The organism is Enterococcus sp. DIV1283b (assembly GCF_051710965.1).
Classification (GTDB): domain Bacteria; phylum Bacillota; class Bacilli; order Lactobacillales; family Enterococcaceae; genus Enterococcus_B; species Enterococcus_B lactis.
In genome coordinates this window covers 751,813-776,768 of the sequence record NZ_JBIOLR010000001.1, presented here as the reverse complement: position 1 = coordinate 776,768, position 24,956 = coordinate 751,813, and the positions used below count along the sequence as shown (strand labels likewise).

The following is a 24,956-nucleotide window of genomic DNA, read 5'->3' as shown; positions in this document are numbered from 1 at the left end:
TTCTGATTTTAACAGCAGAAGTTTCCTTCTCACCCTTGAAAAAGAGGATCTGCGACAGTTGTCACAGATCCATACAAATTCTGATCACTTAGCTTGACGGACCAGCTGACAGTTCCCATGTGATCGTGCCTTGATACCTTACGCCAGGTTGAGCGTTCGTACTGCTATTTACCTCTAAGAGTAAACCATCGGTATCGGGAAAGTCAACGAGAACCTCTCCTTTAGCTGTACCATCACTTTGATAAATCAACGTGTTTTGTCCTTGCTGGATCAATTGCTTTGATTCAGAACGATTAAAATACAATTTTGTTCCGCTTAATTCTTGACCTTGATCATTCTTAAATGAAGAAGTCAATGTACCTGTCAGTTGCCAAGGAGACGTGCTTGGAAGCCGAGTATCCCGTACATCAAAAGAAAAATCGCCTTTTGCTTCATAATAACTTGTCTTCAACGGTTTGGGGAGATCATTGCCAAATGTAAAATCAGCTGGTACATCAACTAATGTCAATTCTTGTTTGGGGACAAGAATTGTTTTAGAGGATGTTTGGACAATCGGGTTAGGAAGCTTAGCACCATCTGCTAATGTAATATTGCTAGAAAGTACAGCTGCCTTTGTCGGTATGCTGACAGATTGCACAGAAGTATCTACAGTATTTAATTGATAGTTGTAAGTAAGATGAATGGTATCGCCGACTTTGCTCAATAAATCTGCCGGGACAGAAACTCCTTGTTGAACGCCAGTATCTGCGACAGTTGTATCATTTAATTTTAAGGTGCCATTGATATAAGTAGTATTTTCTGGAAGTGAGACCGTGATTTTTTTGTCGGTTATCGCATCCCCAAATTTTGTCAACGTGAATGTCACATCTTCTTGTATCGTATCCCCTGATAGTGCAGATAAGGGAGTTCCTTCATCCGGTTGTCTGCTAAGATTTTTTAGCTGGCTGTCTGCACTCACTGATGGAAAATTAGCCACTGTTATTTGGGGAAGAGTGGTGATTCCCGCTTGTTCAGACTGCCATTTGTACGCAAAAGACGGATACAGGTTAGTAAGCACATCGTCCACCAAGCGATAATCAAAATAATATTGTCCTGAAGCCAATGCAGGTAGTGTAGAAGTAGCTGTAGTTGTGCCGCCATTATTTGATGAGATCGTTTGGAAAAGTTGATCTGTCCATCCTGCCGCTAATTTTTGGGTTTCTTTCGAATAAAGCCTGTAATGGATCGACCCCGTTTTTAATTCAGTTGCTGACCAATTGGCCGTGACTTGGTACGGCGCAGGGGAAAGGAGCTTTCCCCACTGACTATCAGCTGTTAAATTTGTTGGTAAGACCGTACCGTCTAGCTTATACTGCTCCAATACCTTTAAAGCAACGGGAGAAAGCAATCCACCTTGCGCATCTTTCCCGCTATATAAGATATTGGTTGACTGATTCAATCCACTTGTGCTTGCTGGAGTATGAGTCAGTGTTGCACCTTGTGTGACGTTTTTTCCTGTAAAATAATTGACTACACGATCAAAGCGAGTAGATGGTAGTTGATCAAAACGTCCTTCAGTCAACCCCATCGTTAGTGTTCGATTATTGGTTGAGCCTGGAAGGTTCTGGTTATTCCCATCCACGTATTCTGTAGTATCAGCAAATGTATTATATTTTCCTGTTGAATCACTTGGTGAAATGTAACTATTCCACGTATTTATCTCTGCACTTGCAGAAAATGCATATGCTCCTGGATTCAATTTTCCACCAGTTAATTTAGGATAAAATCTACCTGCAGCTGGAGCTATAATCGAATTGAACATACGATCTTGGATAATATTATTCGAGTCATAAAAATCAACAGAAAAAATAGCCTTTTTAGACATAGAAGGTTGTAATTTACCCTTGGTCAAAATTTTGTTTGGACTCGTATCATATTTATCTCCGTTTTCTGTCATCTTCGCGACATTAGCTGTAATATCAAATTGAAGCGGGACATCGTCAACATTGAACTCGCCTCGCGTAATAATAGCGATGATATCTGGCAGGAGAGTATTTGTATCCCACGAACCCATCCCGAAACGTAAGGTATGGCTTCCTGCTGATAATAAACTTCCGCTAGTAACCTTGATGGGGGCACCGGCAATATACAAGTAGGCGTTGTTCCAGTCAATGGCTTTTAATACATCACTGCTTGATACATGTTCCGGTAAATTGATGATTGCAACGAAGGCAAAGCCTTGTGCAGTGATATTCACCAAATCAAGTACATTTGTTATTTTCACATGGCTTTCCCAATGAAAACGGACCGTGCCACCTTTCCAAGGATCATTTGAACCATCGTTCAAATAAGTAGCAGTCAATTTAGGCAACTGGTTAGCCCCAGTTAGTTGGACAAGCTTCCCGCCATTCACTGCACTACGTCCACCATTTGGAGGTACGATGTTTTCGTATGTGTACGGATCATAAGAAATGGTAGGAGGCGTTGCTCCAACAGCTTCTGCCGAAGGTGAAAAGATAAATATACTTAAAACAAAAAGCGAAGTAAAAAAGAAGGAGCGAAAAAATGTAAATTTATTTTGTAGCAACATGTTCATCCTCCTTTTCCTTTCTTCTCCATAACAACAACCACGCAAGAAGCCATAATTCTATACCAATAATCAAATAAAGAACACGGATCCTTTGTTCATTCGTCTCCGGGAATACGCCATGTTGATTAGCTTCTTTATAAATCGGTGGCTGTGTCTGCTGTTTTGATGCGCCATTGACTGAACTACTTGGATGCGGAACTGGACTTAGATCATAAAATGTAATCGTGCCTGAACTTTTGGTATCTGCTTGGACTGGCTCTTGCCAGCTGAAGAACAACAAACTTGCAATAATCCCTCCTAATAAGATTGATGTTTTCAACGAAATCACCTCATCGTGTTGTTTCTCCTTTTTTCTTTTTCTTGTGGATCCACAAAAACAGCAAAATCAACAGTAACACTAGAACTGCAGCAACCAATCCTACATAAAGCCATGGGAAAGATTGTTCTTGTACTTCAAAAACGGAATTTTCATTTACTTTCTGTGCTTTTTCTTTTTTGATCGTAAAGTTTTGTGTAAATCGCCATTCATTACTGTCACCTGATTTTGCTATGATCTCTGCGCGGTAATCACCAGCTTTTGCTTTATCACCAGCTAAATCAAGATTCAAGTGAAAATTCGAATTTGGTGCAACTAAAAATGCATTAGACGTATTTTCAATATAAAGCTGATTATCATAATAGATCTTGCTCGTAAATATCAAATTGCTGATAATCGTAGGCTGAGGATTTTGGAAACGAAGCTGAACAGTGGGCTTTGCATTGACCTCGTTCAAATCTCCTGATAAAAGTTTCAGATCCGGTTCTATCGTCTCTTGACTTTCTTGTAAAACGACTGCGAGATTATAAGCAATACGATTTTTGATTTGTGCTCCTTCTGTAGCATTTTCTGCTTCAGCTTCTTCTTTAGGTGAAACATGAATACCCGCTAATACACGTCCCTTAAAGCTTTTAGCTGGGATTTTTACTTCTACAGGTACAGTTGTTTCAGCATGCGCTGGTACATTGACTTCCTTTTTCGCAACGATCAAAACGTCACGGACATCAAACGGCAAAGTCCCATCTAGCGTTGTTTTTTTTTGACTATAATCGATCGTTCCACCATCACTCGTTACCGCCGGATTAACAGAGACCTCAAATGTTCGTTCTTGATCTGAAGAATTGCTGATAATTACTTCCAATGTCTGATTTTGTTCCGGTGCCACTAATAAATCAAAATAACCGATTGCTTTATCTATTTGATTCTCTGGAAATACCGGTTTGATCCCAAAGTCTCCTGCTGAATCCTCTGCTTGACTGATTGACGGAAAAATGAAAAATAGACTTAAAATAGAAAAAAAAGAAACAAACAGTCGTTTACTTTGATTCATTGTCCACCACATCCTTTCAACAACAACTGCGGTAAAAAGATTCTTCATCCATAGTATTTTCACCGCAGTTTGTTGAATTTATTTCATATTCTATGCTACTGGGCCAGCCACGAGGTTCCAAGTCAAATCAGCCGTGAATGTTCCAGCTGCTGCTTTAGGCACTTTCAGCGTGATATTTGCTGGATCATAAACAGAAAGCCATGTTCCCAGACCTTGGTCTTTTGCTGCTGTAAATATTGGTGTCGCTGCACTTGCTTTACTCAATCCAGTCACAGCTTGACTAGTTGGTGCAGTGGCTTCGTTATCTGACGTACTTTTCACAGTGGATGTCCCAAAATTCAATTCAGCCCCTTGCAAAATTTGTGAACCGTTTACAAAATCTGAAACCGAAACTGTCACGTTCCACCCTTGTGCTTGCCCGTCTGCACCTACACCTCGACGATCTGATACTTGGAGATAAGGTGTATCATTTTTTGAAGCATCTACTTGATATGTTTTTGTTCCGCTTTCAATCTCGTGTGTACCAAACGGCAATTCGGGAACTACATCCAGTGTTAAAGGACCTGTCTGGCCAGTTGCTGGATTTTCCGGATCTGCCGGATCTACTGGTTTTGAAGGGTCAGTAGGGTTAAGAGGCTCCACGGTATTTGTTGGTTCAGTAAAGGTAATATCTCCTTTTGAAGTTGCTTGACCTTCAGCAAAAGCTGGGGTTGCCAAGCCGCCTAGAAGAAGTGTTGAAAGTAATAATGTCCCAATCATGTTCTTTTTCATAATAAATCACTCCTTTTTCTTAGTGACCTAAGTATAGTAGAGACAGCATGCAAAAAATCCTCATGAATTCATCCGCTTACTTGAAATTCTGACCCTTTTTGTATAAAAGAGAAAAAAGCAATAAAATCGTTTACATGAATATTCTTCTTTTTTTATTAAGTATGAAAAAACATTTCAATTTTCTTTTTTCGTTTCAACTTATTCTATTAATGGCATCTCTGACCCATACAAATAGGAGTACGGCATCAACTGCCGTACCCCTATTGTTTTCGTCATTTTGTATCTTAAATAAAACGATTCTCACGCAATTTTATTTTTTTGATATCTTCTACTGTTTGTGTTCCAGCTAATTGCATGACCATTTCCAATTCTGTTTTAAAGAAATCAAACACTTGACGGACTCCTGTGCTTCCTCCTAAAGACAATCCATAAATAACGGGTCTGCCAATAGCAACAAGATCTGCACCTGATGCGATTGCTTTGAAAACATGCTGTCCGCGTCGTACACCGCTGTCAAACACGATTGGTACACGTTTATCTACTGCTTCTGCCACATATTGCAACGAATCAAACGCTGCAGGACCACCATCTAGTTGACGGCCGCCATGATTAGATACCCAGATTCCGCCAGCACCAGATTCTAATGAACGATAGACATCTTCTTCTGACTGGACACCTTTCACATAAACTGGCAAATCAGAATGAGCAGCAATAAATTCTACATCTTTTGGACTAAGCTTCTGTTTGGAAGATTTGTACACAGCATCCATCGTTTGGCCTACTCCTGATTGATAAGCCTGAACGATCGGCATTGGCAGTGGGAAGGTAAACCCATTTCTGCGGTCTGTTTCACGGTTTCCGCCAACTGTTGCATCCGCTGTCAATACGATTGCTTTTGCTCCATTACGTTTGGCCACTTCAAGAATATCCAAATTGATTCCATTATCTTTGCTCATATAAAATTGAAACCATTGCGGTGCTTTCTCCCCGCCTGCTTCTCTTATCTCTTCTAAAGTACAAGAAGCATAAGAACTTGCTGCATAGATCGTCCCAAAATCTGCTACACCTTTTGCAGAAGCTTTCTCCGCCTTCACATGAGCTAAGCCATGAGCAGCAACTGGTGCCATGATGATTGGTGCAGTCAGCGTTTCTTCGTCAAAATGTGTAGTTGTATCGGGTAATTCTACATCTCTTAATACATGAGGAATAATCAGTTGATGATTGAATGCCCGTTCATTTTCTTGATAAGTAAATAAGTCGCCAGCACCACTGCTGATGTAACCATAACCACCAGCTGGAATCACTTGTGAAGCGGCTATTTCTAAATCTTCCATATTGATAAAATCCACTATTCCTTCATTTGTACCTGCTTGATACATTTTTTCCATTTCAATGCCTTCCCTCTATAAAAAATTGAATGAACAATATGATAGCGTTTACACTTTTTATATTACTCTTCAGTATTGATACAGGCAAATAATCTGTTTACATTTCAATCATTCCAGATGTCACTATTCTGGAAGAAATGTTTAGAACACAAATAGATAAAAAAACGATGGGACTTTGACAAAAGTCGTGTCAAAGTCCCTTATACGAAATACTGTGTATGCCTATTGAAATAAGTGAGGATTGTTTCTTTGTGTTTCAATCGTTTCTTGCCATTCTTCGTTTAATTTTGGATTACCGTTTTCTTCCTTGAACGCATAAGGTCCCAATCCAAAAAGCTCAGTCAGTATTTGATTCACGATTCCATATAGCTCGGTGTGATCGGACACATGATTATTGAAGATCATCTCATTATCACCACGTTTAAATCTCACATTCGGACTCTCATGATGTACCTCTATGCATTTTTCCCCTTTTTTTAACTGACGGACTTCTGAAAACATCTCATAAATATCTTCTCCAATAAAACCTTCAGCAAGCGCCAGACTGTCCACAAGACCGCCTACTGTCAACTCAGAGATTATCGCTTTGTTGGCACCAAGCTTTAATGTATAGCTTGTTGCTTCTACTACGCCGCATGCATTGCAACCGCCTTCTGATAGTTCGCTTTTTCTGATCAATTGAACTTCTTTCATTTTCTGTTCCTCCTCTTAGTTTTCTACTTATGTATTTTTTATCACCTGACGTAAGTGAATTTTATCGTCACGATCACGTGATTTATTCTTCAGAGATTCTATTTATCTATCTAACATATCCTTTATTCTTCTACTTTTCTTTCTTTAGCATATAAGAGATACGCATAGTAATCAAGCAAGGATTGTTGATATAAAAAGAACAAATACCGCTATTTTGATTTCTTTTGACTCTATTACTCATATAAATAAAATTTATTATACCTGCTCTTTTTGACTATATCCTCATCTGACTCCTATACTTCGTTTGTATTAAAACTTAGGAGGAATCATTCATGCTTACAGGGCTAAACTTATTAAATAATCCTTTTCTAAATAAAGGAACAGCTTTTACAAAAGAAGAACGGGCAAAATACGGAATTACTGGTATGCTTCCAAGTACTGTCCAAACATTGGAACAACAATCTGTCCAAGCTTACGGTCAATACTTAAGCAAACAGACCGATTTGGAAAAACGTATCTTCTTAATGAATCTATTCAATACGAACCGGACATTGTTTTATAAATTGATGGGCGAACATTTAGTTGAATTCATGCCTGTCGTTTATGATCCTGTCGTTGCGGATTCAATCGAACAATACAACGAAATTTTCTTGAAACCACAAGATGCTGCATTTCTTTCAATCGACGAACCAGAAAACATCAAAGCAAGTTTGAAAAACGCAGCAGATGGACGCGACATTCGTTTGATCGTTGTGACAGATGCAGAAGGAATCTTAGGTATGGGTGACTGGGGTGTGAACGGTGTTGACATCGCTATCGGTAAATTGATGGTCTATACTGCTGCGGCTGGTATCAATCCTGCACAGGTCTTACCTGTATCGATCGACGCTGGTACTAATAACGAAGAATTATTGAATAATCCATTATACTTAGGGAATCGTCATGCTCGTGTAGAAGGCGAAACTTACTACGAATTCATCGATCAATTCGTTCAATCAGCTACTGAATTATTCCCAGAATTGTTATTACATTGGGAAGATTTTGGACGAGGAAATGCTGCAACGATCTTAGAAAAATACGAAGATAAAATCACTACTTTCAATGATGATATCCAAGGCACAGGAATCGTTGTACTAGCTGGTGTATTAGGTGGATTGAATATATCAGGTGAGCAATTGAAAGATCAAACAATCTTGACATTCGGTGCTGGTACTGCTGGTGTAGGTATCGCAAACATCCTTTTAGATGAAATGATCCGTCAAGGTGTACCTGAAGAAGAAGCACGCCAACATTTCTATCAAGTAGATAAACAAGGTTTATTGTTTGAAGATACAAAAGGATTGACTCCTGGCCAAATCCCATTCGCTCGTAAACGCTCAGAATTCACTAATGCTGATGAATTGACAAACTTAGAAGCAATTGTAAAAGCAATCCATCCAACGATTATGATTGGTACTTCTACCCAACCTGGAGCATTCACTGAAGAAATCGTGAAAGAAATGGCGGCTCATACCCCACGTCCAATCATCATGCCTTTGTCTAATCCAACAAAATTGGCAGAAGCAAAAGCAAAAGATTTGATTGAATGGACGGACGGAAAAGCTTTAGTTGGAACAGGTATCCCTGCTGCTGATGTGGAATATAACGGTGTAACTTACCAAATCGGTCAAGCAAATAATGCGTTGATGTACCCAGGATTAGGGCTTGGTTTGATTGCTTCAACAGCTACACGAGTAAATGCTGAAATCATTTCTCAAGCTAGTCGAGCATTAGGCGGAATCGTTGATGTAACAAAACCAGGAGCAGCTATCTTGCCTCCAGTAGCAAAAATCACTGAATTCTCTCAAACGATTGCTGAAACTGTCGCAAAATCAGTTGTTGCACAAAAATTGAATCGTGAAGAAATTACGGATATCAAAGAAGCAGTTGAATCTGCTAAATGGGTTCCTGAATATAAATCTTTAGAAGATTAAGATTGTTATAGTAAAAGAACATACAGAAACTTTGTATGACGTCTAAAAAGAAAAAAGCGACTGCGGCAAAACAGCAGCCAGCCAACTACTGCTCTTTTGCCGCTTCTCTTTGGCTTTTTTCATACGATACAGAATAAGAAAGGATCTGTAAAAATGGCACAAAAAACAACAACTGCAACTGCAGTTGAGGAAAAGAAAAAAGAAGGATTTTGGTCAACAAAAATTACCGGCGTAAGTTTGCCCCTTTATTTGATCATGGTTCTTGTCCTGATCATTGCAATGGCTTTAGGAAAATTACCGACGAATATGATTGGCCCAATCGCTGTTTTGGTCATTTTCGGTAATTTATTTCATTTTATCGGGACAAAAATTCCTATCGTCAAAAGTTATTTAGGTGGTGGCTCCGTCTTTGCGATTTTTGCCTCTGCTGCGATTGCTACATTTGGGATCTTACCTGAGTATGTAGTGAAATCCACAGAAAACTTTGTCAGCAATATGGGCTTTTTAGACTTTTATATTGCTGCCTTGATTACTGGTAGCATCCTTGGTATGAACCGTAATCTATTGATGAAAGCTTCTGTTCGTTTTATTCCTGTTGCACTTATTTCAATGGTCGTCTCCTTTTTTGCCGTAGGACTCGTGGGTATGCTTATCGGAAATGGTTTTGCAAATTCCGTTTTATATATCTCATTGCCCGCAATGGCTGGGGGGGTTGGAGCCGGAGCTGTACCTTTATCAACGATTTATGCAAATGTTTTAGGTACGGACGCTTCTTCTATCATTTCCCGCCTGATTCCTGCTACAGCAATGACAAATGTCCTAGCTATCATTGGTGCAGCATTAGTTGCTCGTGCGGGACAATCAATGCCAAAATTCAACGGTAATGGTAAATTAATGGAAAAAGGCGACCTTGGCGATGGAAAACCTAGAAATGTAAAACCTTCCATTCCACAATTAGGTGTTGGTTTGATGGTATCATTGACTTTCTTCATCTTAGGACAAATCGGTAACTATTTTGTTCCTAAAGTCCATGCGTACGCATTCATGATCATTATCGTTGTTATCTGTAAAATCGCAAACCTATTACCAGAATATTACGAAGATGCAGCTATCATGTTCAACAACTTGATTGTCAAAAACTTGACAGCAGCTGTTCTTGCAGGTATCGGTATTGCGTTATTGAATCTGAATGTATTGGCTTCTGCTTTGACATGGCAATTTGTTGTCTTATGTTTGACAAGTGTTATCGTGATTTCAGTGGTTTCAGGATTTGTCGGTCGTTTGTTTGGTTTATATCCAATCGAATCAACTATTACTGCTGGCTTATGCAACAACTCGATGGGTGGTACAGGAAATGTAGCTGTCTTATCTGCAGCTAATCGGATGGAACTTATTGCTTTTGCTCAAATGGGCAATCGGCTTGGTGGTGCCATCGTTTTGATCATCTCAGGTTTCTTGATGCAATTACTTTCTTAGTCAAAAAAATACCTGATCATCAAGTATCGGCTTGATGACCAGGTATTTTTTGATAAAAATTTACAGGATTTTCAAAAATCTTTTTTGCATTTTATCGGAATAATAACCGATGTGTTCATAAAATCGGTGTGCTTCTACTCTGTATTCTGCAGAATTAAGTCTTATTGCTGATATTCCTCGTCTTTTCGCTTCTTCTTCTACGCCAGTCATCAAGGCCTTTCCGATTCCTCTTTTTTCAGCATGTTTAGACACAGCAAGTGCCATAATATTGAACATCGGATCGCTGAAAATCGATTCATAGGACTCCGCTTGTACATAGCCAGCTGCTTTTTTAGAAATAGGATCTTCATAAACCAAGAAAAAATTTTTTTCTGGCTCCTTCAACAGTTTCTTCATTTGTCTCACCGTAACAGTTAATGGTACATCATACCCTAATTGTTCCGCATTGATTTCTCGTAGTGCTTCTGCATCTCCTAAACGCATTTCCCGCAACATCCAAATCACCAGCCAATTTCTATTTTTTTAAATGAATTTTTTATCACAGTATACTCTTTTTTTCATTTAAAAAAAGACTTTTCAGTGATTTTGACTTGCTTGAATCCAGATCCTTCTAATGTTTGCAAGATGACGAAAGCATTGTAAAGATTGATCAAAAGAACCACGATGACGATTGCTTGAAAAATAAAGGTCACTTTTTTTGGAGACAAAATCCTGCTAAATCTTGCTCCCCACAAACCTCCAATAATAGCAGCGGGGATAACATAAAACAACATAGATAAATCAAAGCGCATAAAGCTACTTGTTAAAGCAATCGTTACCAATTTTGCCAGTTGAGAAAAGAAAATCGTAGATAGAGAATATAGTGTTGCTTCTTTTATTGGCAATGCAAACATCAGCATCAACAAAGAAACATTGACTGGTCCACCACCAATACCTAAAAAGCTAGCTAAAAAGCCCAGAACTACCCCACATATAAGGTACCAAGTCCATGACGTCAAATGAAATTTTGGCTGATGATGCTTGGTGTAGAAGAACGCAAAAACCAAGGTCAATACCGTCAAAAAAATTTGAATCAGCTGCACATGCTTCTCATTTTCAAATAACTGTAAAAAAACTTCGAATACAATGTTGCCGACTACTCCTCCAACAACAGCTCCACTAGATACCCAACCGACAATCTGCCAATTCAGTGATTTCCCGCTTGATACTTGTCGCACAGTCGAAACAATGGACATCGTGAATACTGCAACTGTTGAGTAAAAAGAAATCCCTGCAACAGAATGGGCACCGATAAGATCAAGAATCGGTTTGATCAACACGCCTCCACCCATCCCGGAAATAGCGCCAACTGTGTTCGCCAGAACGATCACCACAAAATAAATCAGACCAATCATCTTGTATTTCCTTTCTCTTGTTTATCTCTTTTGGCGATTTTTACTCTTTTCTTTTATTATACAGTAAAAGAAACAAACGAGGCTTCGAAAGCTTTTCTACTTTTCAAGGAAATGTAGTGCTAAACGAAAAGAGGTCGTGAAAAAGCTGTCCTGCATCAAGTAATAAGAACAGCCAAACAAAAATAGCTCCTCATATTTTTCGTTTGGTTGGACTTATTACCGCAGATGCAAGCTTTTGAACACCGTTTATACCAAGAGGTCGTGAGCCTGCCGTTCAGCTCCGAGTCACAAGGAACAATTTCAAAAACAGCTTCTCATGTTTGTTGAATATTGTGACTTGTGACCGAGGAGTTGGCAGGAGAACACCGTTTAAGGAAGAGACTGTGAAATCAACGTTTTGACCTGATTATTAGAGAAACAAATGGCAAAATAGTTCTTCATATTTCGCCGTTTTTCGAGCGAATGCCGAGGGGCAGCTGATTGAGCATCGTTTATTTGGAAAAAGGGATTGTGACAAGACGTTTGTCACAATCCCTTTTTTTATATCTTATTAATTCATTCTTTCGTTCTATTCTTCTTCTTCAGCCATGAATGTATTGAATACTTCTTCGATCATATCCCATTCTGCATCTGTTTCGATTTGTTCTAACTCGCCTTCTGTTCCATCTTCGTTTTCGATGTATGCATAAGCTTGTAATTCTACATCTTCATCTTCTGAAACACCAGCTGGATATAAAAGAACATAGTTACGTCCAAATTCTTCTTGTCCGTCAACTGTTAACAAGATTTCGTATAATGTTTCATTTCCTTGGTCATCCACCAATGTGATGTGTTCGTGTCCTTCGTGGTCGTGGGAATGGTTATGTTCTGTCATAAGATTACCTCTTTTCTTTTTATTATTAAAATAATTGCTTACCTGAGCCGTCTAAATAATTTTGTAAAATCATCACAGCTGCTAATTTATCGATGACTTTTTTTCGTTTCGCTCTTGAAGTATTTGCCTGCTCTACTAGCATACGTTCTGCCTGAACAGTGGTTAGTCGTTCATCTTGATAATCAACCGGCAAGGAGAATAGTTCTTTGATCTTCTCTCCATATGACATGGAAGCTTCTGCCCTTGGTCCGATGGAATTGTTCATATTCTTAGGTAATCCAACTACAAAACGGTCTACTTCGTACTGCGCCACTAATTCCTTCAACCGATCAAAGCCAAACTCTTCTTCTGCTTCATTGATTCGAATGATTTCTACTCCTTGAGCTGTCCAGCCAAAGGGGTCGCTCACAGCAACGCCTACTGTCTTAGAACCGACATCCAAGCCCATTACTCTCATAAATTCACTCCATGATTTGAGAGGTAGTCTTTGACAATTACTTCCATGATTTCATCGCGTTCGTGACGGCGAATCAAATTTCGTGCATCACGATAACGAGGAATGTAGGCCGGGTCTCCAGAAAGCAAGTAGCCGACAATCTGATTGATTGGATTGTAGCCTTTTTCTTCCAAAGCCCGATAAACAATCGCTAATGTTTCGCTCACTTCTTTTTTGCGACTATCGTCAAAACCAAAACGTACGGTTTCATCTGTAAAACCCATGATTCTACACCTCTTTCCCGCAAGGTAATTCCAGCTTACCTTCTACACCCTTATTTTACTCGAAGAAAGGGAAAACTACAAACAAATATTCCAAACTTCTGAATAAATTAAGAAACACGATTTGTCTGATTTTTCCTTTTTTCTGTGGCTTTTTCAAAAGCCCTCTTTCCATAAAGTATACGCTATATTTCTTTGAAAGTATGTTTTTACACAATTTTTTCATAAAGTTCATAAAAAATTCGAATTGCTGCTACTAATTTTTCGTTTTCGTTGCTTGCCCTGTCTCATAATTGATGGTGTAGCCATCTTGAACATTGTAGATAAAGACATTAAATTCAATTTTTTTGTCTTCAATGCTTTCTGCTTCCAACTGCACACCTCTTGCTACCAGTTCATTTCCCTCGAAATGAGGAGTGACACGATAGCGTACATGATGATTTGTTTCCTTGATATATGCCGCAATATCATTTTCATGGACAAGCATGTACGGAGCATTCAACGAACGCGTCCCTGTCATTAAGTTTTTAATGTTATTATTTTGACCAGTCAACTGGAAACCAATCAAATGGCTGCGGTTGTATAACCATTGTCCGTCACTTAATTTCTTTTGTTTCCAACCTGTCGGATCAATATACAAAGGTTCTCTCTTTTCAGTAGGAAACAAGTCTTTTCCCAACATCGCATTGGCTTGTCCTACTCTGTTCAATTTGTCTATATTTGAATAGCTTTCCCATGTCCCTTTGGAAAGACTAAGGTCCTCTTTTGTAAACTCCGGCTGATTCCCATTGATTTCTATTTCTTGATGTTTTCCATCATATTCTGGCACATCCGCTACTTGAGAAGCTTGCGGTGTGGAATCAAAAATGGTTGTAATTTGTTGGAAGATATCTGAATCTTTTTGTGTGGTGGAAATACCGAGTGCCCCTGCAATCACAGCAGCGACGATCCCCACAATCGCTTTGGTTGTTTTTTTGCTCATTTCTTTACTCCTTTACTAACAGCTCCCTAAATCTTAACATATGTTCCCCTATAAATAAATACTGGAAAGAAATAGAAACAGTAAAAAAATAAAACCAGTTTTTAGACGGCTTAAAACACAAAAAAGAGACGGATTCCTCGTCTCTAATCGTTCACAACTCTATCTGTAAGGTATTTATTATCATTCAAAATTTTTTTTATAATCAAGACAATACGTTGATTTCACAACCACTTTTAAGCGGGTGACGGGAATCGAACCCGCGACATCAGCTTGGGAAGCTGGGATTTTACCACTAAACTACACCCGCAACACAAAAACAGTATACGCCTCTTTCACTCCTTCCTCAAGTTTTTTTATTCTTTACGCTTCCGATATGTTTTGTAGTAAAATAAAACTAATCAATCAATTATTGGAGAAGATGCTATGACGGGAAAAGAATTAGATTTGCTGCTAGACACTTGTCTACTCGCTGGGAAAATCATGATGGAAAGCAATGCAGAGATGTATCGGGTAGAAGATACGATGAGTCGAATTGCTTTAGCTTCTGGAAATTTCCGTTTGGTCAGCTATGTCACGCAGACTGGTCTATTTATTGGTCTTGATCGTACCTCGACCATTCGAATGGAACAAATTACCAACCGTTCGATCAATTTAGAAAAAGTAGTAAAAGTGAATGATCTTTCACGTAAGTATGTTGCTTCAGAACTAACATTAGAAGAACTTTACAGTGAATTGCAGGCAATCGACCGAGACCGTTCGTTCTTTCCTGTCTGGTTGCAGATCGTTAGTGCGGCAGTTATCAGTGGAACGATCATGGTGTTATTCGGCGGAAAGATGACCGATTTGCCTGTGACTTTAGTTATTGGTGGATGGGGATACGCAGTTTATCTGTATAGTTTGAAATTTTTTAGAATCAAATTTTTATCGGAATTTTTATCTTCTTTATTGATTGGCATAGCTGCTATCTACAGTGTTCGTTTTGGCTTAGGAAGCAATCAGGATTTAATTATCATCGGATGTGTGATGCCTTTGGTTCCTGGGGTTCAAATTACGAACGCTATCCGTGATTTGCTAGCTGGTCATTATGTGTCTGGGGTTTCTCGCGGAACAGAAGCGATGATGACTGCTACGATGATTGGTTTTGCGATTGCTTTTATTTTCCAGCTTTTTTATTAAGAAAGGAGCACGAGTATGGGCACGATGTTTATTCAATTTTCTTTTAGTTTTTTAGCGACTGCGGCATTTGCCATTGTTACAAATGTCCCTAGGCGTTCATTGATTTGTTGTGGTCTTTCTGGTGCTTTCGGCTGGATGATCTACTGGATCTGTGTTCAAATGGGCGGATCTGCTGCTTTCGGGTCATTGCTTGGCTCTTTAGGAGTCGCATTCATCAGTGATCTTTTCTCTAAATGTTTGAGAATGCCTGTAACGATTTTCAATATTCCTGGGATGGTTCCTTTAGTCCCTGGTGGTTTGGCTTATCAAGCGGTTCGGAATCTCGTTACTGAATCCTATCAAGAAGCGGCTCATTATGCGGTCCAAGCAATCATGATAGCTGGAGCAATTGCTTTAGGTCTCGTATTATCGGAAGTCTTTAACCATAACATCCGCAACTTCAAAGTAAAGCGTGATGCAATCATGTTGAAGCGAAAAAAGCGGCTTTTTAAATAAATGAAATGTAACAAAGAAAAGGTTGTGAAAGAAACGTTCAGCCTTGAGCGATGACAAAATCTCTCACAAACATTGCGACGAGTAACCACAGGAGCAATAAGAAGTAATTTTGAATAGTAAAAAAATTTTGTAAAAATGACTTCTCACATTTTTACATAAAATTGTCTTAATACTGAGAAACTGACTTTAAACACCATTTATTTGGAAAAAGAGGCTGCGACATGATTTTTGTCACGGCCCCTCTTCTTTATTCAAATTTTTTCCAAAACGTTCGTTGGTAATAAACGATCCATAGAGCAGAAAGTATTAGAACTAATCCGATTACAGGGATATTCACCAACCAAAATGGATAAAATAAAGCCAGCATCCCGTACAGGACGATAAGAATAATACTGATGATCAACGAGCCCATCATGGTCGCAACCAAGCCCAAACTTCCTGAACCTCTGGTAAATAATTGGTTGATATTTGTCCAGTTCAGCAGTAGCAAACGATAATCTCTAGCAAAATAACGTAATGACAATAAGTAACAACCTAATAAAGAACCGAATATCAAGCTAGGAATAAAAATCAAAGGCAATCGAAAAGACAGTCCACTTAGTAAGGCGATCCCACCAGTTAAAAAGCTCTGCAATATCCATCCAAATTTGAACTTTTCTTTTAAATATTGGTTCATAGAGATTGGCAAAGAACGAATAAATAGAAAATTTTCTTGATCCAAAGAAATAAGATTACTAATAAAAGAAGTCTGATTGACTGTTAGAAAAGCTAAGGCAATCCCTACCAGAAAAGTAACGCCGACTAGCTTAGGGTCTAAATCATTTAATTTTATTTCGCCTCCTAGAGCAAAAGCAAGAATAAAAATGACTGGAGTCAGCAAAGAAGAAGAAAGAACTTGCATAATCAAATTAGGTTCTTTTACTAATTGTGCATTATAACTGAATAAAAGCTGATGCACATTTTGGTTCGTTTTATGGGTTCGCTTTATTTTGAACTCACTATTTGAATCAGTTAGCTGTTCTGAAAGTCTTGGTACTATTAGCTGCTTTACTGCAAGGAAAAATCCCAAAGTCATGATAACTAGGATTCCCAAATACAATAATCCTTTTTGTGAAAGCGGCTGACTGGCAACATAATAGAATGGCAATAAAAAAGAAATCGGATGCCGATCCGTTAACTCGCTTTCAATAGTTCCCGTTTGATGATTCATCCACATGATTCCAGCAACTGCAATCAACATCGAGCTGCCAAGCAAGATAGTGGAAACAGTTTTTCTATGTTTTTTAAATACTGCTGTTCGAGCCAAACCAAAGACAATCAAACTAGCTAGGCAAAAAAGAATAATCAAAAATAGAGAAAATAAAAGGATTGAAACAAAGATAGTCAGTAGAATCCCCAAATCAGCCCGCCACCCGGTTAAACTAAACATGACTAGTAGCGGAAAAACAAAAGGAATGATGGTCAAAGCAACTACCAAAATCTTTGCTGAAAAGACCTGTCCTTGTCTAAAGGGCAGAGGCAAAAATACTTGCAAATCATTTCCTTCAAAAAAGATATTATAAATGACTGATATACTTTGAGTTAAACCCAAGATACTAAAAAGTGCCACATAATAAGTAAAAAAGCCTGACATTTTTGCAAAGTCCATGTTAAACATAGCAAATCCGTAAATCAGTAAAAAAATCAGCCCTGAAAGAAGATTTTGAGACAAAAGATAGATAGCTAGTTGTTTTCCCTTTTTTCCTTTTTCTCTTGCTCTATTCGTAAGCTGAGGATTTACATATAGAAGATTAACATGGATCAATTCTAATAATTGTCGTTTATACATAGGATTCATCTCCTATCGCTTGTCTTCCAACCATTTTCAAATAAATCTTTTCTAACGTTTCATCAGGTGAGCCATTCAATAATTCACTAACTGCTCCCTGATAAATTAGTTCGCCTTCCTTCAAAATAGCCAATTTATCACATAGCTGTTGTGCGGTATCCAATACATGTGTAGAAAAAATGACTGTCTTCCCTTTTGCGGCATGTGCCTTCATCATTTCTTTCAAATCAAAAGCTGCTTGAGGGTCAAGTCCTTGCAAAGGTTCATCCAATACCCAAATATCTGGATCTGGTAGCAACGTACCAATCAAAATCGTTTTTTGACGCATCCCATGAGAAAAACTTGCGATTGTTTCATTTTGATGACTATACATATCAAAAAGCGCTGTCAATTCTGCTAAGCGCTTCTCTTTTTTTTGTGTGTCCAACTCATAGGCAGCTGAAATCAAGTCCCAATATTCTCCAGCCGTCAATTGTAAAAAAATATCTGGTGAATCAGGTACATAACCGATTTTTTGTTTGATTTCCAAGCGATTCTCCGGTAATTTCATTCCATCTACTAAAATCATACCCGATGAAGGTTCAATGATACTGACTAAACTCTTGATCGTAGTTGATTTTCCGGCACCATTATGTCCTAAAAACCCAAAAATTTCCCCTTGTCTAATCGTGAGAGACAATTCTTTTAATGCTTGTTTTTTCCCGTAACTTTTACTTACATTGATGAATTCAATCATTTCTGTACTCCTTTTGTTTGTTATTACTTTTATTGTACTCTTCGCTATTGGTGGAGTAAATGTCAAAAAGAGTGCATAACAAAAAAGGATAGAAACAACGAGGCTACTACTTGGGTTGTTCTCTTCTACAGGAAAACACTCTTCTAACAGATAAGATACGAGTCTTTGTTTTCTTTAAAATGATTCATTCCCTATCTTTTCTTGAATAAATTTCTTTAGTTTATCAATACTTCTCTTACCCATCTCTAACTGTTCTCCATTCGTAAACGTTACTACTTCATTTACTCGGCTAATAGATGCAATGTTTTCAGTATTAATGATGTAGGCTTTTAAATCTTTACATAAATACTCATATTCCAGTGTTTTTTTATATTTTTTTATTGTGCCGTTTACGAGAGCCTCTTCGTCTTTCAATACCAAGCCTATTTTATTCTTATAACCCGGCATACTCATTAGATAAAGGATCTCATCATAATGGATATAATGATCGCTATTGCCATAACGAACAGACGTCCACTTTTTTTTGTTTGCTTGTTGAACAGGCTCGTTCTCTTTTTCTTTCAATAAGTAACTTTGGATGTTTTTTTTATTTTTTTCATAAGTGAATTCTTTTATCAAATAACCGCTAGGCGTAATATTTCGGTTAATAACAGCTATTGCTTTATTCGGATGAGAGGTCAAATAAACAATTTTACACTTCGCGTTCTTTTCTCTAAGCATTTCTCCTAGTTCAATCCCACTGTAATAAGCGTTCAAATCGATATCAAGAAAAAAAATATCCGATGAACGAATGTCATTGTTTTTGACAAATTCAACAAACTGCATGACGTTCAATCCCTTGATTATCTCGAAATTCCAAGGAATCAGTAAATTTCTGGATTCTTCTAAAATATCTTCTATCATTTTTTCAAAAACCAAACTGTCATCCAAAATAAATATACGTGTTATCATACAAAGTACCTCCACTTGATATTTTACTATTTAAATTATTGCATACCATTTTTCTAAATACATTTTAGGAATAAATTGTAATTCTCTTCACAATCTTTTCCAACACCTTTGAAACCGCTATTAACTACATTCAGCATGCAACTTCTAAAATAAATATCATTTTACAAAACATATCAAATAGCCAAATATCTCATACAAAAAAAGCCAGACAACCGACGTCCTTACACGTCAACTGTCTGAGCTATGTTCATTTATTTTTTTCTTTTAAAAAGAACGATACACATACTGATTTTTCGGAGCAGAGACTTTCTCAGCGTTTGTCACAACTACAGATGGAATTTCACGCTTGAATGGTTGATAATAGTCCGATTGGATGGTTCCTTCTATTTTATACCACTCATCATTTTTAACCGTTACTCCTTCAGGCATATGTGTTAACAATCCAAAGACTCCTGAATCTGCCACACAATGGATAATACCGAATCGGAACAAGAAGACATCTGCATTGCTATCGTTCGGTGTTTGGTAAACAAATCCTTCGTAGCTGATTTTTTTGCCAATGAATTCGCTAGGGTAATTATAGATTAGCTCCATGACTTCTAAATAATTTTCATCTGTGATCTCGATAGTCTGCTTATCCCCATACTTCTCTTTCAGTTCATTCATTTGGTCTAAGTAGTCTGATTTGTTGAAATAAATACTTGTATCCGGCTTTAGATATTGTGTCTGCATTTCCGGATCCCCTACCGATTCTTTGCTTACCGGAAAATTAAATCCTTTGGCTTCTACGATCGTAGTGTCCAGACTAACTGTTGGAAACAACGTACCAACGATCACTGGCAAAGCAAGCAGTACATAGGCGATTCCACGTTGATAAGGTTTCGATAACCCATGGTCGTGATCATGATTATGCTCGTGCGTCTCTTCCTCTGCTTTTCCGTTTTTGACCCACAAATACAGCTGAACTAAAGCCAAAAGAGCAGATAAAATCATCGAAAGAATAGCTAAATAACGATAGTGGACATTGATATATTGATCAAGTTTGCCAGAAACTTGCAAATACATCATCAATTCGAAATAGCCAGATAAAATCAAAAACCGCAGCATATTTTTCCTCCTAGATAAATAATGTGAATCCAACAACGCTAAGGGCAATCAGTCCGATCAGCGATAAAATAAAACGTCCTGTAAAATACCGTTTCATCATCAATAGATTTTTGATATCGACCATTGGACCAAAGACCAAAAAGGCAGCTACAGGTGCTGTGCCGAACAGACTTAACAAAGAAGACCCGATAAACGCATCTGCTTCTGAACAAAGAGACATCGTAAAAGCTAATAACAGCATGATAATGATGGCTAAAATCTTTGTTGAGCCGAGCGTTAGCATCACTCTAGTTGGTAAATAAGTCTGCATCGCAGCTGCGATTAACCCACCAATGATCAAATAACGACCTGTATCAAAAAATTCATCGATTGAATGTGTCAACACATGCCCCGTTTGATGGATCAGCCGATTTTTTGGTTCATTCTTATCACTGTGTTCTTCTTCATTGACATGATGGTGGTGTTCTTCTGCTACTTTAGAGGAGATTTTTTCTTTCAATACAGCGTCTTTTTGAAAATAGGCAAGCCAGACACCAATCACAAGGGCAACAAAAAAGCTGCCTATCACCCGCCAGCTTGCCATCTGCCAAGAATTGCCAAATGCGATAAACGTGGAAAAAATCACGATGGGATTAATGATTGGCGCTGTCAGCATAAAAGCAAATGCTGTGTGGACCGGCACGCCTTTTTTTACAAACTGATGAACGATTGGTACGATGCCGCATTCACATGAAGGAAAGAAAAATCCTAAGATCGAACCAGTAAAAATAGAGAATATACGATTTTCAGGAAGCCATCGCTTCACACGTTCTGGGGTCAAAAATACTTGTAAGGCGCCTGAGATAAGACAACCTAATAGTACAAAGGGCAATGCTTCGATAACGATCGATAAGAAAATCGTACTCATCTGCAAAACCGAATTGGGAATAAAAGAAAACATGAGTTTCCTCCTTTTCATTTCTAGTTCATTCGCTTTGCAAATATACGCTTTTATTCAAAAAAAAACAAGTTGCTCTGTCAATTTTTACACAACTCTTATTTTTTATCAAAGCACTTCAATTGACTTTTTCTATTATTCCCATTAAATTAAGGTCTCGTACATATCACTTCTATCACAAAAGGGAGAATGAAAATGAAACAAACCACTAACTTGACTGAAGTTCAAGGCATACTGCAACAATCATCCGTTGCCATCGTTTATCTTTCGATGCCTAATTGCAGTGTTTGTCACGCTGTTCGTCCACGATTGGAGGAGCTGCTCACCCATTATGATATTCCGGCACTTCATTTGGATGCATTCGAAACACCAGAAGTAGCTAGCAGATTTGAAGTATTGACTGCGCCAGTTGTTCTGATTTTTCATCAAGGAAAAGAGGTCTTTCGGCAAGCGCGGTTCATCGACTTTAAAAAAATTCGGCATTTACTAGATGAACTGACAGCAGAAGATGACTCTCTTTCTTATGAAGAAATCTTTCGAACAGAATAATCATTATCCAAACAGAAAAAAGCGATTGAACAAGTGAAAGTTTTGCCTTCATTTGTTCAATCGCTTTTTATTTTTATTCTGCTGTATTTTCGGAATGCGCATTTGCGTCAGAATGCAAGAAATAGATCAAGGTTTGCAATTCATTCGTCAAATCAACATTTTGGATCAATACATCTGACGGAGCATTCAATCGAGCAGCGGTAAAGTTCAAGATTCCTTTGATTCCTGCTTCCGTTAACTGATTGACTACTTCTTGTGCTCTTTCAGCGGGAATCGTTAAAATCGCTACTTCGATCTGCTGGATCTTGATTTGTTCCGACATATCTTCCATTGGATAAACGGGGATACCGTCTACGATGCGTCCAACGATTTCTTCATTCACATCAAAAGCACAACTGATACGTATGCTATTACTTTGATGGAATTTATATTTTAGTAAAGCACTTCCCAAGTTCCCTACACCGATCAGCGCAACATTTGTCAATTGATCATCATTTAATGTCTTCGCAAAAAAGTGCATAAGATCTTCTACATCATACCCATACCCACGTTTTCCTAATTCGCCAAAATAAGAAAAATCTCGACGGATCGTTGCGCTATCTACTTGAACGGCTTCACTTAATTCAGTTGAAGACACTTTTTTCTTTCCAGCATTATTTAAAATCCTTAAATAACGATAATACAAAGGCAGTCTTTTTGCTGTCGCCTTTGGAATAATATGATCTTTCACGAAATGACCTCCACGTATTGTCTAATTACATCTTTGATTTCTCCATCATAGCAGTATTTATAGGAAAAAATCAATTCCATTGCTCAGATATTGTGAAATTTTATTCTTTATTCATTTATTTATCATTTCTGCAAATCTCGCAGTATGAGGGAATTTATGGTAGACTACTAATTGAAAAATAGTTTTTTATTTGAGGAGAATTCACAAAGTAGAAAAGAGGATTCCATGATATTATTACAAGCCAATCAGATTGCTCGCCATTTTGGTGCAGAAGTCTTATTTGAAAACATACATTTAGAAATCAGTACAGGCGCTCGTGTCGCTTTAGTTGGCAGAAATGGCGCTGGAAAATCGACTTTATTGAAGATCATTGCTGGAATTGAAGCACCAGATGATGGAAAGATTGCTAAAAATAAAACAGCGACTCTCGGATACCTCGCTCAGGACACAGGACTTGATTCCAATGAAACAGTGTGGAACGAGATGCTGAAAGCTTTTGAACAAGTTAGACAAATGGAACAGCGGATGCGCGAACTAGAGATTTTCATTAGCGAAGGTACGCCAGATACACCCGCTTATACTTCTTATTTAAAAGAATATGATCGCCTGCAACACGATTTTTCGGATCGAAACGGCTATGGTTATGAAAATGAAATTCGTTCCGTATTGCATGGTTTTAAATTCGATTCTTCCTTTTATGACCAGAAAATCGATACTTTATCAGGTGGACAGCGTACACGTTTAGCTTTAGCTCGCATGCTTTTACAACACCCTGACATTTTGATTCTAGACGAACCCACGAACCACTTGGATATCGAGACGCTTTCCTGGCTTGAAAATTATCTGCAAAGCTATACCGGTGCATTACTGATTGTTTCACATGACCGTTATTTCTTAGATAAAGTAGTCAATGAAGTTTATGAACTAAGCAGAAGAAAAATGCGCCATTACAAAGGCAACTATTCGAAGTATCTAGACTTGAAAGCAGAACAGCTGACAAGTGAATGGAAGGCTTATGAAAAGCAGCAGACAGAGATCCACAAATTAGAAGACTTCGTTGCTCGGAATCTTGTTCGTGCCTCTACCACTAAACGGGCGCAAAGTCGCAGAAAGACATTAGAAAAAATGGAACGTCTGGATCGTCCTCAAGGGGATGAGAAACAAGCAAACTTTCTTTTCAGTATAGAAAAACCTTCTGGAAATGTTGTCTTGCAAATCGAAGATGCAGCTATCGGATATGACGATGTCACCTTATCTGAACCAATCAATTTGGATATCCGCCGACAAGAAGCGATTGCTCTAGTAGGTCCGAATGGTATCGGAAAATCGACGTTGCTGAAATCGATCATCCACCAGATTCCTTTTATCCGTGGCAAAGAAACGCTAGGGACAAATGTCACCATCGGCTATTATGATCAAGGGCAAGCTGATCTGCATACAAACAAGACGATTCTAGCAGAATTGTGGGATGAGCATCCTACCACTCCTGAAAAAGACATTCGAAGTGCTTTAGGTGCTTTCTTATTTTCTGGCGAAGATGTAGAAAAACCAATCCCTCTGTTAAGCGGCGGTGAAAAAGCACGGGTTGCTTTAGCCAAGCTAGCGATGAACAAAGAAAATTTTTTGATTTTGGATGAACCAACAAACCATTTAGATATTGACAACAAAGAAGTATTAGAAAATGCATTGATCGATTACGATGGCACACTGCTTTTTGTTTCCCATGACCGATATTTCATCAATCGGATCGCGACAAAAGTCGTCGAACTCTCTGAAAATGGCAGTAAAGTCTATCTTGGAGACTATGATTATTATTTAGAGAAAAAACAGGAAGAAGAAGAAATCGCCGAATTGTTGGCACAAGATGAGCCAGAATCCGCTCCTGCTCCTACGAATAAATCCGATTATTACCAGAGCAAAGAACAGCAAAAGCTTATCCGTAGCCTTCAACGAAAAATCACTCAGGTTGAAGAAGAAATGACGCGGATCGATGAATGGATCGATCGGTTGGAACAAGAAATGGTCGCACCAGAAAATCTGGAAGATCACGTAAAACTCAATGAGCTGAACCAAGCTTTAGAATCAGCTAGACAAGATCAAGAAACAAAATTGTCGGAATGGGAAGAACTAAGCTTGGAATTAGAAGAATACGAGAATTAACGAAAAAACCAAAACAGAAACCATTCATGCTGTTTTGGTTTTTCTTTTTTTATTTTATCAAACAAAAATTCAATATTTACCTT

Annotated in this window: 24 protein-coding genes and 1 tRNA gene; 6 read left to right on the top strand and 19 right to left on the bottom strand. The window is 38.2% G+C overall.

All coding sequences use genetic code 11. The features are described 5' to 3' along the window. Nucleotides 1-88: 88 nt before the first annotated feature. From IGJ53_RS03675 to IGJ53_RS03650, 6 genes are all read right to left on the bottom strand, one after another. Entirely contained in the window at nucleotides 89-2,569 is a 2,481-nt protein-coding gene (locus tag IGJ53_RS03675; protein WP_259741727.1) for a WxL domain-containing protein, read from the bottom strand. Continuing rightward, complete coding sequence (locus tag IGJ53_RS03670) at nucleotides 2,553-2,888, bottom strand: hypothetical protein (protein WP_010732093.1); 336 nt, start codon at nucleotides 2,886-2,888, stop codon at nucleotides 2,553-2,555. The genes IGJ53_RS03675 and IGJ53_RS03670 overlap by 17 nt, the downstream gene beginning before the upstream one ends. A gap of 10 nt (nucleotides 2,889-2,898) precedes the next feature. Continuing rightward, nucleotides 2,899-3,936 (bottom strand): DUF916 and DUF3324 domain-containing protein, encoded by a 1,038-nt coding sequence (locus IGJ53_RS03665; RefSeq protein WP_010732092.1) that lies wholly within the window; start codon nucleotides 3,934-3,936, stop codon nucleotides 2,899-2,901. A 90-nt stretch (nucleotides 3,937-4,026) separates the two neighbouring features. Further along, complete coding sequence (locus tag IGJ53_RS03660) at nucleotides 4,027-4,707, bottom strand: WxL domain-containing protein (protein WP_010732091.1); 681 nt, start codon at nucleotides 4,705-4,707, stop codon at nucleotides 4,027-4,029. A 284-nt stretch (nucleotides 4,708-4,991) separates the two neighbouring features. After that, the gene (locus IGJ53_RS03655) at nucleotides 4,992-6,095 is read right to left on the bottom strand and encodes an alpha-hydroxy-acid oxidizing protein (RefSeq protein ID WP_010732090.1); all 1,104 of its coding nucleotides are present in this window, start codon (nucleotides 6,093-6,095) and stop codon (nucleotides 4,992-4,994) included. A 222-nt stretch (nucleotides 6,096-6,317) separates the two neighbouring features. Further along, nucleotides 6,318-6,788, bottom strand: a complete 471-nt coding sequence (locus IGJ53_RS03650) for a DUF4809 family protein (protein ID WP_010732089.1) — start codon at nucleotides 6,786-6,788, stop codon at nucleotides 6,318-6,320. Nucleotides 6,789-7,120: 332 nt separating this feature from the next. On the opposite strand from IGJ53_RS03650, the gene IGJ53_RS03645 reads away from it, so the two are divergent. Together IGJ53_RS03645 and IGJ53_RS03640 are read left to right on the top strand one after the other, a co-directional pair. Beyond that, nucleotides 7,121-8,761, top strand: coding sequence for a malolactic enzyme (locus IGJ53_RS03645; protein ID WP_010732088.1), 1,641 nt, complete (start codon nucleotides 7,121-7,123; stop codon nucleotides 8,759-8,761). 153 nt (nucleotides 8,762-8,914) lie between these two features. Then, on the top strand, nucleotides 8,915-10,237 hold the full coding sequence (locus tag IGJ53_RS03640; protein WP_010732087.1) for a 2-hydroxycarboxylate transporter family protein: 1,323 nt from the start codon (nucleotides 8,915-8,917) through the stop codon (nucleotides 10,235-10,237). Nucleotides 10,238-10,297: 60 nt separating this feature from the next. Here IGJ53_RS03640 and IGJ53_RS03635 read toward each other — a convergent pair whose 3' ends face one another. The 7 genes from IGJ53_RS03635 to IGJ53_RS03605 all read right to left on the bottom strand — a co-directional run bounded on the left by IGJ53_RS03635 (nucleotide 10,298) and on the right by IGJ53_RS03605 (nucleotide 14,511). Beyond that, complete coding sequence (locus IGJ53_RS03635; RefSeq protein WP_042956885.1) at nucleotides 10,298-10,732, bottom strand: GNAT family N-acetyltransferase; 435 nt, start codon at nucleotides 10,730-10,732, stop codon at nucleotides 10,298-10,300. A 62-nt stretch (nucleotides 10,733-10,794) separates the two neighbouring features. Further along, on the bottom strand, nucleotides 10,795-11,631 hold the full coding sequence (locus IGJ53_RS03630) for a sulfite exporter TauE/SafE family protein (RefSeq protein ID WP_002326306.1): 837 nt from the start codon (nucleotides 11,629-11,631) through the stop codon (nucleotides 10,795-10,797). 568 nt (nucleotides 11,632-12,199) lie between these two features. Then, nucleotides 12,200-12,505, bottom strand: coding sequence for a DUF1292 domain-containing protein (locus IGJ53_RS03625; RefSeq protein WP_002290887.1), 306 nt, complete (start codon nucleotides 12,503-12,505; stop codon nucleotides 12,200-12,202). Between the two features lie 25 nt (nucleotides 12,506-12,530). Beyond that, nucleotides 12,531-12,962, bottom strand: coding sequence for a Holliday junction resolvase RuvX (gene ruvX, locus IGJ53_RS03620; protein WP_002290886.1), 432 nt, complete (start codon nucleotides 12,960-12,962; stop codon nucleotides 12,531-12,533). After that, entirely contained in the window at nucleotides 12,959-13,225 is a 267-nt protein-coding gene (locus tag IGJ53_RS03615) for an IreB family regulatory phosphoprotein (RefSeq protein WP_002290885.1), read from the bottom strand. Before IGJ53_RS03615 ends, ruvX begins: the two co-directional genes overlap by 4 nt. A gap of 253 nt (nucleotides 13,226-13,478) precedes the next feature. Next, on the bottom strand, nucleotides 13,479-14,204 hold the full coding sequence (locus tag IGJ53_RS03610; protein WP_002373657.1) for a DNA/RNA non-specific endonuclease: 726 nt from the start codon (nucleotides 14,202-14,204) through the stop codon (nucleotides 13,479-13,481). A 236-nt stretch (nucleotides 14,205-14,440) separates the two neighbouring features. Continuing rightward, nucleotides 14,441-14,511, bottom strand: a tRNA-Gly gene (locus IGJ53_RS03605). A 116-nt stretch (nucleotides 14,512-14,627) separates the two neighbouring features. Between IGJ53_RS03605 and IGJ53_RS03600 the strand changes: the two genes are divergently transcribed. Then, on the top strand, nucleotides 14,628-15,380 hold the full coding sequence (locus IGJ53_RS03600) for a threonine/serine exporter family protein (protein ID WP_002308449.1): 753 nt from the start codon (nucleotides 14,628-14,630) through the stop codon (nucleotides 15,378-15,380). A gap of 15 nt (nucleotides 15,381-15,395) precedes the next feature. Further along, nucleotides 15,396-15,875: a threonine/serine exporter family protein gene (locus IGJ53_RS03595; protein WP_010732085.1), complete on the top strand. Its 480-nt coding sequence runs from the start codon at nucleotides 15,396-15,398 to the stop codon at nucleotides 15,873-15,875. A 247-nt stretch (nucleotides 15,876-16,122) separates the two neighbouring features. Here the strand turns inward: IGJ53_RS03595 and IGJ53_RS03590 are convergent, their stop codons facing one another. The 5 genes from IGJ53_RS03590 to IGJ53_RS03570 all read right to left on the bottom strand — a co-directional run bounded on the left by IGJ53_RS03590 (nucleotide 16,123) and on the right by IGJ53_RS03570 (nucleotide 21,437). Next, the gene (locus tag IGJ53_RS03590; protein ID WP_010732084.1) at nucleotides 16,123-17,703 is read right to left on the bottom strand and encodes a hypothetical protein; all 1,581 of its coding nucleotides are present in this window, start codon (nucleotides 17,701-17,703) and stop codon (nucleotides 16,123-16,125) included. Then, nucleotides 17,696-18,439 (bottom strand): ABC transporter ATP-binding protein, encoded by a 744-nt coding sequence (locus tag IGJ53_RS03585; protein WP_010732083.1) that lies wholly within the window; start codon nucleotides 18,437-18,439, stop codon nucleotides 17,696-17,698. Before IGJ53_RS03585 ends, IGJ53_RS03590 begins: the two co-directional genes overlap by 8 nt. Nucleotides 18,440-18,613: 174 nt before the next feature. After that, nucleotides 18,614-19,390, bottom strand: a complete 777-nt coding sequence (locus IGJ53_RS03580) for a LytR/AlgR family response regulator transcription factor (RefSeq protein WP_259741726.1) — start codon at nucleotides 19,388-19,390, stop codon at nucleotides 18,614-18,616. A gap of 264 nt (nucleotides 19,391-19,654) precedes the next feature. After that, complete coding sequence (locus tag IGJ53_RS03575; RefSeq protein WP_010732081.1) at nucleotides 19,655-20,497, bottom strand: TIGR03943 family putative permease subunit; 843 nt, start codon at nucleotides 20,495-20,497, stop codon at nucleotides 19,655-19,657. A gap of 10 nt (nucleotides 20,498-20,507) precedes the next feature. Beyond that, a complete protein-coding gene (locus tag IGJ53_RS03570) occupies nucleotides 20,508-21,437 on the bottom strand; it encodes a permease (RefSeq protein ID WP_010732080.1) in 930 nt (309 codons plus the stop codon). A gap of 192 nt (nucleotides 21,438-21,629) precedes the next feature. On the opposite strand from IGJ53_RS03570, the gene IGJ53_RS03565 reads away from it, so the two are divergent. Next, entirely contained in the window at nucleotides 21,630-21,983 is a 354-nt protein-coding gene (locus IGJ53_RS03565; protein WP_259741725.1) for a thioredoxin family protein, read from the top strand. A gap of 73 nt (nucleotides 21,984-22,056) precedes the next feature. On the opposite strand, the gene IGJ53_RS03560 is transcribed toward IGJ53_RS03565, so the two are convergent. Then, a complete protein-coding gene (locus IGJ53_RS03560; protein ID WP_002287746.1) occupies nucleotides 22,057-22,713 on the bottom strand; it encodes a redox-sensing transcriptional repressor Rex in 657 nt (218 codons plus the stop codon). A gap of 225 nt (nucleotides 22,714-22,938) precedes the next feature. Here IGJ53_RS03560 and IGJ53_RS03555 point away from each other — a divergent pair, with 225 nt between their 5' ends. After that, nucleotides 22,939-24,873, top strand: coding sequence for an ABC-F family ATP-binding cassette domain-containing protein (locus IGJ53_RS03555; protein WP_002314624.1), 1,935 nt, complete (start codon nucleotides 22,939-22,941; stop codon nucleotides 24,871-24,873). Nucleotides 24,874-24,956: the final 83 nt, after the last annotated feature.